Source organism: Sphingopyxis sp. sgz302558 (assembly GCF_057220455.1).
Map to the genome: position 1 here is coordinate 976233 of NZ_JBXPUZ010000002.1, position 13172 is coordinate 989404.

The window sequence follows — 13172 nt, forward strand, 5'->3', positions numbered from 1 at the left end:
CGCGCCTGGTAGCGGTTATAGCGGGTGATGCAGCGGTTCATGCCTCTCCTCTTAGCGCTCTTCCCAGCAGGCGAAAATAGGTCTGGCTGTCGGGGTCGTTTTCGGTGCCCCATTCGGGATGCCATTGCACTGCCAGCAAAGGCGCACCATTGGGCCGGGCGCTATAGGCTTCGACCAATCCGTCGGGCGCGCGCGCCTCTATGGTCAGGCCGTCAGCGAGCCGTCCGATACCTTGGTAATGCACCGAATTCACCTCGATCGCAGCCCTCGCATAGGCCGCCGCGAGCATGCCGCCATGCTCCAACTGGACCGGGTGGCGATGGTCAAACATCGCGTCAAAGCTTACACCGTCAGGGGCGTGGTGCTGGATCAATTCGTCGCTGGCGCTGGTGTCGCGGCGCAAGGTGCCGCCGAGCGCGACATTGATTTCCTGAAAACCGCGGCAAATCCCAAACACCGGCTTGGCGGCATCAATCATCCGGTCCACCAGTCCCAGCGCAATTTCGTCGCGGTCGGGGTCGAACGGCCCCTCTCCCTCTGCCGCCTCACCATAGCGTCCGGGGGCAACGTTGGAGGGCGTGCCAGTGAGCAAAATGCCATCGAGGCGCGGGGCGACTTCGGCCGCAGTCATCAGGTCAGGCAGTGATGGAACGATGAGCGCTGCTACATCGGCATAACGCATGGCGCTGACAATATAGCGGTTCATCACCGCTTGCGCGATTTCTGTCCCGACGATGCGGTTGCAAGCGATGATGCCGAGTACAGGGCGTGTGCTCATGGCCCCTTGTTTCGGACTAGCGAGCGCAGGTCAAGCGCGACTGCCACACAATAATTTTCCATTGCCGTCATCCAAAGCGGGCTGCAGCAACGTATCTGCAGGTAAAGGTCATAAGGAGAATTTCATGCGGGTAGCGTTCATTGCAGCTGTCGCCGTTTTCTTCATTGCGCCCGCCGCCCAAGCGACAGACGAAACAGCATTTAGTGCTGCTGCCGCACGCCTCGCCATGGCTGGGCAATGGTCGGGCAAGCTGGAATACCTCGATTATTCGGCCAATCGTTGGTTTGGCATCCCCGTGTCGGTCCGGATCGAGGATCAAGGCGATGGCGTTACCATCATCCGCAAGGCAGATTTTGATGATGGTCCGGCGGTGGGCAATGTCCGCATCACTACGATCGATATGCTGGATACGGCGCAGTCGACCATCACGGTCGCTGGGTTTCGCAAAGGCCGCTCGGTTGACCTTAGTATTTACAGCGTACGGGTTGAGGGAAAGCCCGCCGATTTGCGCAACTGGACGATGATCGAAGAGGCTCAGGGCCGTGATGACAATCGACCTGCAATCATCCGCTTGACCACCACCCGCAAAGGTGACTCAGTTATCACACTGAAAGAAGTTGATTTTCAGGATGACAACAGGGCCGAATGGCTGACCCGCAATCGCACCACCCTGACCCGAATTGGCGGCTAGAAGTGCGACAGATCAATGCTTGGCTGCATCCTTTTGCGCAAAGGCGGCCGCCGCGCCATACAGGCCGGGCTGCGCGAGCGTGATCAGCTTGACCGGGATGGCGCTCATATAGCCTTCGAACCGCCCCTTGGCACGAAAGCGCTCGGGAAAGCCCGAGCGGACCAGCGTGTCGCGGATGCGTTGGCCAAGGCCGCCGGCGATCACCACCCCTGACGCACCCTGCGCCAAAGCAATGTCCCCGGCGACGCTGCCCAGCGACAGGCAGAAACGGTCAGCAGCGGCGGCAGCCAGACTGTCCTCTCCGCTCATCGCCAGTTTCCAGATGGTACGGTCGTCTAGCGGGGCGATCGCCCGGCCCTCGATCCCTGCCAGCGCCTCGTAAATGTCGACGATGCCCGGACCCGAGACAATGCGCTCGACCGAGACACGGCGGTGACGCTTGCGCAAGCGCGCCAAGATGGCGTCCTCGATGCTGTCGAGCGGAGCGAAGTCGATATGCCCGCCCTCGGTCGCCTGCACGCGGTAGGTATCTTCATCGCGCCAGACATGCGCGACGCCCAGCCCGGTGCCCGGGCCGATGACACTGATTGTTCCGCTGACGGGCAACGGTTCATCGGGGCCACACAGATGGTCAAACGCACCGGCATCGGCGGCAGCGACCGCATGTCCCACCGCTTCAAAATCATTGATCAGCAGATGATCATCGACGTTCAGCTTTTCGCCGATCAGCGCGGGACGGATAATCCAGGGATTGTTGGTGAAGCGGATGACATCGCCCTTGGCTGGCCCCGCAATGGCGATGGCCGTCGCGCGCGGCAAATCGGTGCCGGTGATCCGACCAAAATCCTCCCACGCCGTCTGGAAACTGGCATGGTCGGCGGTTTGTAGCGTGACCGCTTCGCCGAGCGCCACCACGCGCCCGCCCGCGACTTGCGCCAGGGCAAAGCGAGCGTGAGTCCCGCCGATATCGACTGCGACGAGTTGCTGTGTGGCGGCCATACGTGCAATTCTCCCGCAGCCAGCGTGCCGCATGGCACGCGCGAAGACAAGCCGCATACGACTGCGCGCAGGGCAGAGGTCAGTGCTTTTGGGGAAATGGCGCACCCGGAACGATTCGAACGTCCGACCCCCAGATTCGTAGTCTGGTGCTCTATCCAGCTGAGCTACGGGTGCGTGGAGGAGCGCCAATAGGGCGAAGGCCCATGGGGCGCAAGCCCTTTTCGGCGCTAATTTGACTGATCGGCAATGCCCCTGCCGATGGCTGCGAAACCCAAACGACTGAGGTCAGGCTGGGCATCGATGACGTCTTGCGGACAACCAGAGTCCCACGGAAAGTTACCGCTGTTCGCACACGGCCAAACCAGCTGCCACACCGGAAAGGCCTTGTTCTCGTAGTACCAGCGCGTGAAATTCATATAATCGTCGGCAGCGCGCTCGCCGGCTTCGACAAATACAACGGGAAAGCCTTCAAGAAATCCTTCGATCTGCTCGCCCGTGCCGAGTTGATCACCTTCATTTAATCGACGATAAAATTCGTTGACCATCCACAGATGCAGCTTCGAGGAGAGGCCGAACACGATAAGTTCTGGAGCTCCGTAACTTTCAAACGCGCCAGTTGAATACGAAAAGTTGGGTGTCCCGGTTGGCTCGTCAACGCGGTCGGAGACCGACATCACTGCGTGGCCGTGGTTCTCGATCATATCGAGGTAGCTCTGATCGAGCGGGTCGGTTTGCGGCTGTCCTTTGAGCGACATTAACGCTTCAGCGCCGCCTGCGCCGCCGCCAATCGCGCGATGGGGACGCGGTAGGGCGACGCGCTGACGTAATCCAGCCCAACGCTCTCGCAGAAGAAGATGGATGGCGCATCGCCGCCATGTTCGCCGCAAATGCCCAGCTTGATGCCGTCGCGGGTTTTGCGCCCACGTTCGGCGGCGATCTCGATCAGCTGGCCGACGCCCGCGGTATCGATGCTCACGAACGGATCGGCCAGGAAAATGCCCTTGTCGACATAATGGGTCAGGAAACGGCCCGCGTCGTCGCGGCTGATGCCGATAGTCGTCTGGGTAAGGTCGTTGGTGCCGAAGCTGAAAAATTCGGCACTTTCGGCAATTTCGCCCGCCATCAGCGCAGCGCGGGGGAGCTCGATCATCGTGCCGACCAGATAGTCGATGCGCGCGCCGCGCTCAGCGAACACCGCCTCGGCCATGCGGTCGATGACGGCCTTCATCAGGTCAAGCTCGCGCTTGGTGGCCACCAATGGCACCATCACTTCGGGAATGGGGGCCGCGCCGCTCGCCGCCGCAACGTCGAGCGCGGCTTCAAAAATCGCGCGCGCCTGCATCTCGTAAATCTCTGGATAGGTCACGCCCAGGCGGCAGCCGCGATGGCCCAGCATCGGGTTAAACTCGTGAAGCTCGTTGGCGCGCGCCTTGAGTTTCTCGATGCCGACCCCGGCGGCCTCGGCCACTTCGGCAAATTCCTCCTCGCGCGTCGGCAGAAATTCGTGGAGCGGCGGGTCGAGCAGGCGGATGGTGACGGGCAGCCCCGCCATCACTTCGAAAATTCCCGCGAAATCGCTGCGCTGTTCGGGCAGCAACTTGGCGAGCGCCTTGCGCCGCCCCGCTTCGTCATCGGCCAGGATCATCTGGCGCACCGCGGTGATGCGGCTCGCGTCGAAGAACATATGTTCGGTCCGGCATAGGCCGATCCCCTCGGCCCCGAAATCGCGCGCGACCTGCGCATCGTGGGGGGTTTCGGCGTTGGCGCGCACCTTCATGCGGCGACCTTTGTCGGCCCACACCATCAACGTGCCGAAATCGCCGACCAGTTCGGGTTGCAGCGTCTTGACCTCGCCCGCCATCACTTCGCCGGTCGAGCCATCGAGGGTGATGATCTGGCCTTCGTGGAATTCGCGCCCGCCCACGCGCAGGATGCGTGCGGCGCTGTCGATGCTGAGCCCGCCCGCGCCCGACACGCAGGGGCGGCCCATGCCCCGCGCCACAACCGCAGCGTGGCTGGTCATCCCGCCGCGCGCGGTCAGGATGCCGCGCGCCGCGTGCATGCCGTGAATGTCCTCAGGGCTGGTTTCGACGCGCACCAAAATGACCGCCTCGCCCATTTCGGCGGCGTGTTCGGCGCTATCGGCGGTGAACATGATCTTGCCCGACGCCGCGCCGGGGCTGGCGGGCAGCCCTTTGGTCAACACATCGCGCGGCGCGTCGGGGTCGAGCGTCGGATGGAGCAATTGGTCGAGCGCGCCAGGGTCAACCCGCTGCACCGCTTCGTCCTCGGTAATCAGCCCCTCGGCGGCCATATCGACGGCGATTTTCAGCGCCGCCTTGGCCGTGCGCTTGCCCGAACGGGTTTGCAACATCCACAATTTGCCGCGTTCAACCGTGAATTCGATATCCTGCATGTCGCGGTAATGACGTTCCAGCGTGTCGAACACCTGCGCCAGCTCGGCGAAGGTTTCGGGCATTGCCTCTTCCATGCTCAGCGGCTTGGCGTTGGCGGCCTCGCGCGCGGCACGGGTCAGATACTGCGGGGTGCGGATGCCCGCGACGACATCCTCGCCCTGCGCATTGATCAGCCATTCGCCATAATAGGCGTGCGCGCCAGTCGCAGGGTCGCGGGTAAAAGCGACGCCCGTCGCCGATGTTTCGCCCATATTGCCGAACACCATCGCCTGCACATTCACTGCGGTGCCCCATTCGGCGGGGATGGCGTTGAGGCGGCGATAGACCTTCGCGCGCTCGCTTTCCCAGCTGGTGAACACCGCACCAATCGCACCCCACAGCTGGTCGCGCGGGTCCTGCGGGAATGGCGCGCCCGATTGGGCTTCGACGAGCACATTATATTCGGCGACCAGCGCTTTGAGGTCTTCGGCCTCTAGCTCGGTGTCGAGGAAATAGCCGCGATCTTCCTTGGCGATTTCCAGCGCTTCTTCAAAGGCGGCATGGTCCAGTCCCATGACGACATCGGCGTACATCTGGATAAAGCGGCGATAGCTGTCCCACGCAAAGCGCGCGTCGCCCGAGGTGGCGGCGAGCCCCTCAACCGTCGCATCGTTAAGGCCGAGGTTGAGCACCGTGTCCATCATCCCCGGCATCGAAACGCGCGCGCCCGAGCGCACCGAAACGAGCAAGGGATCAGCGGGGTTGCCAAAGGTCTTACCCGTAATCCCCTCGATATGCGCGATACCGGCGTCGACTTCGGCGGCGAGGGTGGCGGGGAAAGCCTGGCCGTTCGCGTAATAGGCCGTGCAAACTTCGGTGGTGATGGTGAAACCCGGCGGCACCGGCAGGCCGATGCTGGCCATTTCGGCAAGGTTCGAGCCCTTGCCGCCGAGCAGTTCCTTGGACCGCTCTTTGGTGGTGGCCGCGCCGCCGAACAGGTGAACCTGATTCATCATCATCCCTCAATTTTCGAAAAATCGGCGACACTGTGCACGGCATCGCGGAACCGCGCGAGCAGACCAAGGCGAAACGCACGAACTTGATGATCGGGGTCGTTCACCATCACACCGGCGAAAAAAGCATCGATCGGCGCGCGGAGCGAGGCAAGCGCGGCCATGGCGTCCGTGAAGCGTTCTTCGACGACGGCAGCGGCAGCGGCGGGTTCGGCGGTGTCGAGGGCGGTTTGGAGGGCTGTGTCGTGCGCCGTGAGGTTCCCCTCCCGCTCGCGGGAGGGGTTAGGGGTGGGTGAGTCCGATGCAGTCACAGGCCCACCCCCAGCCCCTCCCGCAAGCGGGAGGGGAGCATTAGCCCCCGCCTGCTTCAGCAAATTCGCCGCGCGCTTATATGCGGCCAGCAAATCCGCCCCATCGGCGGTGTCCATAAACGCCTGCAAAGCCTTCACGCGCGCGAGCAGGCGAACAAGGTCATCCTCCCCGCCGAGCGCGAAAACCGCGTCGATCAGGTCGTGGCGGACGCCAGCTTCGCGTTGCTGGACTTTGAGGCGATCGGCGAAGAAGTCGAGAAATTGCGATCGCGTTCTCTCAAGACCATCTGCAACCTCTGTATGCGATTCAGTATCGACCCATCGACCCTCGTTCGGACTTTCTCGTAGCACTTGAGCGAGCAGTGACCAGTGAAGCGGGCCTCGATTGGATAGCAGACAATCTATGACCCCATTCAATGAGAGCCTTATCTCGCTCCTAAACATCAGGCTCATCGCGCTGATAGCCGCGCGACGCAGTGCAAACGGATCCTTTGAGCCTGTTGGAGGTTCATTGATTGCAAAGAAAGCCAACAGCGTATCCAGCTTATCCGCCAAACTCACCGCCACCGTCACCGGCGCGGTGGGCACGTCATCGCCCTGCCCGACCGGCTTGTAATGGTCGCGGATCGCGGCGGCGACTTGGGGGTCGAGGCCTTCGCGCGCGGCGTAATAGCCGCCCATGATGCCCTGCAATTCGGGGAATTCGCCGACCATTTCGGTGACCAGATCGGCCTTGCACAGGCGCGCGGCTTGTTCGGCGAGGTTGGCAAGGTCGCTGTTCCCCGGCGAAAGCCGGGGTCCAGAGCTTGACTGCGCCGACGGTAGGTCATGATCGCCCTGGGCCCCGGCTTTCGCCGGGGAACGGTCCGTGACAATCCCCTCTTCGCAGAGCCACCGCGCCAGCTTCGCCACGCGGTCGACCTTGTCGGCGACCGTGCCCAGCTTTTCGTGGAACACGATGTTGCCCAGCTTCTCCGCATGCTGCGCCAGCGTTTTCTTCTGGTCCTGTTCCCAGAAAAAGCGCGCGTCGCTCAATCGCGCCGCCAGCACCTTGCGGTTGCCGTCGACAATGGCGGCGCCACCGTCGCTGGGGGTAATGTTGGCGGTGCAGATGAAGGCGTTGGCGAGTTTGCCATGCGCATCCTCGCACACGAAATATTTCTGGTTCACCCGCGCGGTCAGCTGGATGACTTCGGGCGGCACTTCCAGAAAGGCCTCGTCAAAGCGCCCGAGCAGCGGCACCGGCCATTCGGTCAGGCCCGCATTCTCCACGACCAGCGCCTCGTCCTCCACCAGCACGAGGCCCGCGTCCGCCGCCGCTTTGGCTGCACCGTCGCGGATGCGCGCGCAGCGTTCGGAGAAATGGACGATGACATGCGCGGCGCGCAGCGCTTCGACATAGGCACCAGCGTTGGCGACGGACACCGGCCCCGACGACAGGAAACGGTGGCCCATTGTCGTGCGCCCGCTGGCTATTCCGTCAATTTCGCACGCCACAACATCATCGCCGAGCAGCGCGACGATGCCCTGGAGCGGACGGACCCAGCGCAGGCTTTCGGTGCTGATTGAGGCCGTCCCCCAGCGCATCGATTTGGGCCAGGGAAAGGCGCGGATGATGGCGGGGATGGCTTCGGCGAGCACCTCGGCGGTGGGCCGGCCCGGTTTGTCGATCACGGCGAAATAGGTGCCGTCGCGTTCAACGAGCTGGTCCTGCGTCAGCGCGGTCTTGCGCAGAAAGCCCTCGATCGCTTGCGGCGGGGCGCCGACCTTTGGGCCTTTGGTCTCTTCGCTGACGGCTTCGGTCGCCAGCGGCAGGTCGCGGGCGATCAGCGCGAGGCGGCGGGGGGTCGCGAAAGTTTCGATGGCACTTGCCGCAAGGCCCGCCTTGGCCAACGCTTCGCCGAACAGGCGTTCCAGATCGGCCTTGGCCTTCACCTGCATCCGCGCAGGAATTTCCTCCGAGAGGAGTTCGAGCAGGAAGTCGGTTGTCACGCCGCCCACCCGTTCTTTTCCATCCATGCCGCGCAGCTGCCCTTCGCAAGGTCGCGGACGCGGGCGATGTAATTGGCGCGTTCCTGCACACTGATCACGCCGCGCGCTTGTAAAAGATTGAACAGATGCGACGCCTCGATCGCCTGGTCATAGGCGGCGAGCGGGACGCCCGCCGCAATGGCGCGCTGGCATTCGGACTCGGCGGCCTCGAACCCTTTCAGCAGCACGGCGGTATCGGCGACCTCGAAATTCCATTTCGAGAACTGTTTTTCATTTTCGAGGAAGACGTCGCCGTAGTTGACCCCTGCGTCGTTGAACCGCAGGTCGTACACATTGTCGACGCCCTGAATGTACATGGCCAGCCGTTCGAGACCATAGGTCAGCTCGCCCGCTACGGGTTTGCAATCGAATCCGCCCATTTGCTGGAAATAGGTGAACTGGGTCACCTCCATGCCATCGCACCACACTTCCCAGCCGAGGCCCCATGCGCCGAGCGTCGGCGATTCCCAGTCGTCCTCGACAAAGCGGATGTCGTGCGCGAGCGGGTCGATGCCGATGGCGTCAAGGCTGCCGAGATAAAGCGCCTGCAAGTCGGCCGGCGACGGCTTCATGATCACCTGATATTGGTAATAATGCTGCAGCCGGTTGGGGTTTTCGCCATAGCGGCCGTCGGTAGGACGACGGCTGGGCTGAACATAGGCGACATTCCACGGGTCGGGCCCCAGGCTGCGCAATGTGGTCGCAGGATGAAAGGTCCCCGCCCCTACCCGCATGTCATAGGGCTGGAGAATCGCACAGCCGCGCGCGCCCCAATAGGCGTGCAGCGTCAGGATGATGTCCTGAAAACTTAGGCCCTTGGTGTCGGCCACGGCGGCAAAGTCCCCATATTTCGCAGGTGCAACAATTTCCGCCGCCTTGGCGGAGAGTGACGGAAGGGTCAAGCTACTCTGCGGCGACTTCGACCGCTGCGCGCACGACGGTTACCGGCGTTGCATTGAGCACAGCGTTGCCCGTCAGCCGGCAATAGCGTTCGGGATCGGTCAAATCGTTGATCGACACCCCGGCGTGGGCAGCCGCTGTCTGCCACCCAACCCCCTTGCGACCATGCCCCCAGCCGTGCGGCAGCGACACCGCCCCGGGCATCATGTCATCGGTGACCTCGGCGGCGACGGTGACGCGGCCGACGCGGCTGGCGACGTCGATCAAGTCGCCATCGGCAATGGCGCGCGCGGCGGCATCATCGGGGTGAATCATCAATGTGCAGCGGTCAGGGCCCTTCACCAGCCGCTTGCTGTTATGCAGCCAGCTGTTGTTCGACCGCACATGCCGCCGCCCGATCAAACGCAGGCTGTCGCCGGGCGTCGTTGTCATGTCGGCGCGGAAGCGATCCAATTCCTCGACCAAAGTGGCTGGGACGGCGTGGATGCGCTTGTCCGGCGTACGGATACGCTCTGCCAGATTGGCGCGCAGCGGGCCGAGGTCGACGCCGTTGGGCTGCGCCTCGACTTCGGCCAGGCTCATGCCCATGGGGCTGGCGCGCAGCATTGAATCGAGCTGTTCGCGCGGTGTCGGGATATTCGGCATCGCCTCACCCCGCGCGGCGTGGATGGCGGCGGCAAGTTCGGTCACAATTTCCCAGTCAGCCTTGCTGTCCGGCTGCTTTTCCAGCAACGCGGGCGAATAAGCCCCGAAGTTGCGGATCGCCAGCGGGCCGAAGAACAGCGGATAATGGTCCTTTTCCAGCGGACCGCACGGCGGCAAGATATAATGCGCGTGGCGGCTGGTTTCGGTGATGTACATGTCGAAACTCACCATCAAGTCGAGCCCCGCGAGCGCTTCGTCGGTGCGTCCACCGTCAGGGGCCGACAGGACAGGATTTCCCGCCGCAACGAACAGCATCCGCACCCGCTGGTCATCATCGCGCAGCAGTTCGTCGGCAAAGGCGACCATCGGGATTTCGCCCATCACCGACGGCATGGGGCCGCGCGCCGTTTCGACAGTCTTGATACTGCCCTTGCCCACCAGCGCGATGGTGTCGAGCAGCGGTTCGGGGAACATGGTGCCGCCGACGCGGTCAAGATTGCCGCTGGCGAGGTTGATCAGCTGGATCAGCCACTGGTTGAGCGTGCCATATTCGGTCACCGACACGCCCATCCGGCCATAGATGGCGGCGGGCTGGCCGCTGGTCATTAGGGCGGCAGTCGCCGCAATCTCCTCCACTGCGACCCCGCAATGATCGGCAAGCTCGGCATCATCAAACGCGGAAAGCTGATCATCGATTGTTGCCCAGCTGTCATCGACCAGGGCTGCAATTGGTGAGGTAAGGTCTGGTTGGCGCTGGCGAACTGCGCGCAGAATGGCCAGCAGCAGTGCCGTGTCGGTCCCCGGCCGCACCGGCACCCAGCGATCGGCAAGCTTCGCCGTCTCCGTCCGGCGCGGATCGACGACCACCAGCGTGCCGCCGCGCGACTGCATTTCGGCAACGCGGCGCTTGAAATCGGGGACCGTCCACATGCTGCCATTCGATGCGGCCGGATTGCCGCCGACAATTACCAACGCCTGCGTGCGATCAATGTCGGGCACGGCGGCGAGGCTGACGTGCCCATACATTTGATGTTGGACATAATGGTGCGGAATCTGGTCGAGCGTGGAGGCCGAGAAGGTTCCCTTCGACCCCACCGCACGGCGCAGCGCGCCCATCTGGCCCGATATGGCATAGTCATGCGCGTTGGGGTTGCCGACATAGAAAGCGGGGCGCGCCTTTTCGGCCTGAAGTGCAACGACGTGCGCAGCGATTTCGGCATAGGCGGTGGCCCAGTCGATGGCTTCCCAACCTCTGGCGGTGCGCTTGATCGGGGTTCGCAACCGGTCAGGGTCATCCTGCAAATCGGCGATGGCAGTTGCCTTGGGACAAATGTGCCCGCGGCTCAGCACATGATCAGGATTGCCCTTGATCGACAGTATCTTGCGCCCATCAAGTTCCACCAAAATGCCGCAATTGGCCTCGCAGATGTGGCAGGTGCGCGCGTGCACGGACATGAAAATTCTCCCTCTTTCGCAAGCAGACTAGCACGCGCACCGCGCCTGTCCAATGTCAGCCGTGCAAGTCATTTTGTCATGTCTTGTTGACATGTCAGCGAATCATGTCCATATGTCATGTGTCCATGACACAATGTCATGCGACAGCGACAATGGACTGGCCAATGCACAACAAGCTGAAGGTGCTGCGCGCGATGCACAATTGGAGCCAGGCGGAGCTTGCCGACCGGCTTGATGTGTCGCGTCAGGCGGTCAACGCCATTGAAACGGGCAAGTATGACCCCTCGCTCCCCCTCGCCTTCAAACTGGCGCGGCTGTTCAACATGCCCATCGAGGAGATTTTCAGTGACGGAGAATGAACCGCTGGACGCACCGCGCCGCCCCAGCTTCGTCTGGACTAGCACCATCATCATCGCCACGGCCTTCTTGACCGGCGCAGTGGCAGGCTATTTCGACAAAATGGCCGAATATGGCGAAGCTCCACGGTCAGGCAGCTTAATCGCTCAGCTCGTTGTGATTGCGCTGGGCGTGTCAATACTCGTCGCCTATCTCTCACGCTTCGGACGTTTTTGGGAAAACTGGTCCCGCCGCAAGCAGCTCTACGCTGTCAGCCTGTCGATTGCAGCGCTGCTAGGCTTTATCACCACTTTGGCATTGCGCTTCGGTGTTGGCGACGGTCCCACCAGCGATTTGTTCGGGAACGGGCGGTTCGACCCAGGCGTTGCCATGATCCTTTCGGCCCTGTGGCTAGGCGGCATGACGCTGTCGATTCTCATCTATCACCGCAGCGTCGATGATCATGAAAAGCAGGCCTATCTGTGGGGCGGGCTGGCCGGTTTCTATGCGGTCGTCTTTCCGGCACCGGTGTGGTGGCTGCTTGCACGCGCCCAGATTGTGCCGCCGGTAGATGCGATGATCCTGTTCCTCTTTGCCGTCACCGCCAATGCTATTGTTTATATGTGGCTGAAATATCGTTGAACCCCCTCCCCTTCCTATCACTTTCATCCTAAAGGAATGAACATGAACCGCTTTTTCAAAACACTGATGTTCACCGCCGCGATGATACCGCTGGCCCAGTGCGCCAATCTGGCGCCGGTGGGCTCGGCGTTGGCGCAGTCCGCTCCGGCAGCCGCAGCGGGTGAAGATGCCGACCCCGCGCTGTGGGTGGTCAAGGACGCCGACACCACCATCTATCTGTTCGGCACTGTCCACATGCTGAAACCCGGCCTTAGCTGGTTTGATGAAGCGGTGAAGGATGCGTTCGACAAATCGGACAGCCTGAAAATCGAAGTCGTTCTGCCCGAGGACCAAGGCGAGTTGGTGTCGCGCACCCTGCCCTTTGCCATCGACCAGACGGGCACGCCGCTGTCGAGCCTGTTATCCGAAAGCGAGCGGGCTGCCTATGAAGCCGCCATGGCAAAATTTGGCCTGCCGGTGGCGCAGTTTGAAATGTTCGAACCCTGGTTTTCGGGGCTGACACTGTCCGCGGTGGCTTTGACCGCGGATGGCTATGATCCTAACCAAGGGTCGGAGAAAACCCTGACCGGGGCAGCGAAAGCGGCTGGCAAGCCGGTCGAAGGGCTGGAGACGTTGGAAGAGCAGATGGGCTTTTTCGATACTTTGCCGCGCGACGTGCAGGTCAAGTTCCTCAACGCGACGGTGGCCCAGCTGCCCACGGCTGGCGGCGAATTCGCTGACATTTTGCTGGCCTGGAAGCAGGGCAAGCCCGACGAATTGGGCGCACGCATGAACCGTGCGATGCTGGGTTCCGAAGAGTTGGCTGATGCCCTGCTGTTCAAGCGGAACGAACGGTGGGCGAGCTGGATCAAGTCGCGGCTGGACCAGCCTGGCAGCGTCTTTGTTGCGGTCGGCGCCGGCCATCTGGCGGGCGAAAAAAGCGTGCAGGATTATCTGACCAAGCACGGCTTGAATGCCGAGCGCATTGCCTATTAA

The 13172-nt window shown here is 62.4% G+C and carries 11 protein-coding genes and 1 tRNA gene; 4 read left to right on the top strand and 8 right to left on the bottom strand.

Features of this window, described 5'->3' with window-relative positions; genetic code table 11:
• Nucleotides 1-37 precede the first annotated feature (37 nt).
• Nucleotides 38-778 carry a gamma-glutamyl-gamma-aminobutyrate hydrolase family protein gene (locus tag AC2TC0_RS10220; protein WP_484717388.1) on the bottom strand — a complete coding sequence of 247 codons (741 nt, stop codon included), beginning with the start codon at nucleotides 776-778 and terminating at the stop codon, nucleotides 38-40.
• Between the two features lie 124 nt (nucleotides 779-902).
• Between AC2TC0_RS10220 and AC2TC0_RS10225 the strand changes: the two genes are divergently transcribed.
• Entirely contained in the window at nucleotides 903-1469 is a 567-nt protein-coding gene (locus AC2TC0_RS10225) for a hypothetical protein (RefSeq protein ID WP_484717389.1), read from the top strand.
• A 12-nt stretch (nucleotides 1470-1481) separates the two neighbouring features.
• Here AC2TC0_RS10225 and AC2TC0_RS10230 read toward each other — a convergent pair whose 3' ends face one another.
• From AC2TC0_RS10230 to AC2TC0_RS10260, 7 genes are all read right to left on the bottom strand, one after another.
• Nucleotides 1482-2468: a glucokinase gene (locus AC2TC0_RS10230; protein ID WP_484717390.1), complete on the bottom strand. Its 987-nt coding sequence runs from the start codon at nucleotides 2466-2468 to the stop codon at nucleotides 1482-1484.
• 97 nt (nucleotides 2469-2565) lie between these two features.
• A tRNA-Arg gene (locus AC2TC0_RS10235) sits at nucleotides 2566-2642 on the bottom strand.
• Between the two features lie 53 nt (nucleotides 2643-2695).
• On the bottom strand, nucleotides 2696-3223 hold the full coding sequence (locus tag AC2TC0_RS10240; protein ID WP_484717391.1) for a DUF4262 domain-containing protein: 528 nt from the start codon (nucleotides 3221-3223) through the stop codon (nucleotides 2696-2698).
• Nucleotides 3223-5880, bottom strand: a complete 2658-nt coding sequence (gene ppdK, locus AC2TC0_RS10245) for a pyruvate, phosphate dikinase (protein ID WP_484717392.1) — start codon at nucleotides 5878-5880, stop codon at nucleotides 3223-3225. The genes AC2TC0_RS10240 and ppdK overlap by 1 nt, the downstream gene beginning before the upstream one ends.
• Nucleotides 5880-8207, bottom strand: a complete 2328-nt coding sequence (glyS, locus tag AC2TC0_RS10250) for a glycine--tRNA ligase subunit beta (protein WP_484717393.1) — start codon at nucleotides 8205-8207, stop codon at nucleotides 5880-5882. The genes ppdK and glyS overlap by 1 nt, the downstream gene beginning before the upstream one ends.
• Nucleotides 8177-9049 carry a glycine--tRNA ligase subunit alpha gene (locus AC2TC0_RS10255; RefSeq protein ID WP_484717394.1) on the bottom strand — a complete coding sequence of 291 codons (873 nt, stop codon included), beginning with the start codon at nucleotides 9047-9049 and terminating at the stop codon, nucleotides 8177-8179. The genes glyS and AC2TC0_RS10255 overlap by 31 nt, the downstream gene beginning before the upstream one ends.
• A 73-nt stretch (nucleotides 9050-9122) precedes the next feature.
• Nucleotides 9123-11219 (bottom strand): molybdopterin dinucleotide binding domain-containing protein, encoded by a 2097-nt coding sequence (locus AC2TC0_RS10260; protein WP_484717395.1) that lies wholly within the window; start codon nucleotides 11217-11219, stop codon nucleotides 9123-9125.
• Between the two features lie 164 nt (nucleotides 11220-11383).
• Between AC2TC0_RS10260 and AC2TC0_RS10265 the strand changes: the two genes are divergently transcribed.
• The 3 genes from AC2TC0_RS10265 to AC2TC0_RS10275 are packed head-to-tail and all read left to right on the top strand — an operon-like array spanning nucleotide 11384 to nucleotide 13172.
• On the top strand, nucleotides 11384-11578 hold the full coding sequence (locus tag AC2TC0_RS10265; RefSeq protein ID WP_484717396.1) for a helix-turn-helix transcriptional regulator: 195 nt from the start codon (nucleotides 11384-11386) through the stop codon (nucleotides 11576-11578).
• Nucleotides 11565-12197, top strand: a complete 633-nt coding sequence (locus AC2TC0_RS10270; RefSeq protein ID WP_484717397.1) for a hypothetical protein — start codon at nucleotides 11565-11567, stop codon at nucleotides 12195-12197. The genes AC2TC0_RS10265 and AC2TC0_RS10270 overlap by 14 nt, the downstream gene beginning before the upstream one ends.
• Nucleotides 12198-12239: 42 nt before the next feature.
• On the top strand, nucleotides 12240-13172 hold the full coding sequence (locus AC2TC0_RS10275) for a TraB/GumN family protein (RefSeq protein ID WP_484717398.1): 933 nt from the start codon (nucleotides 12240-12242) through the stop codon (nucleotides 13170-13172).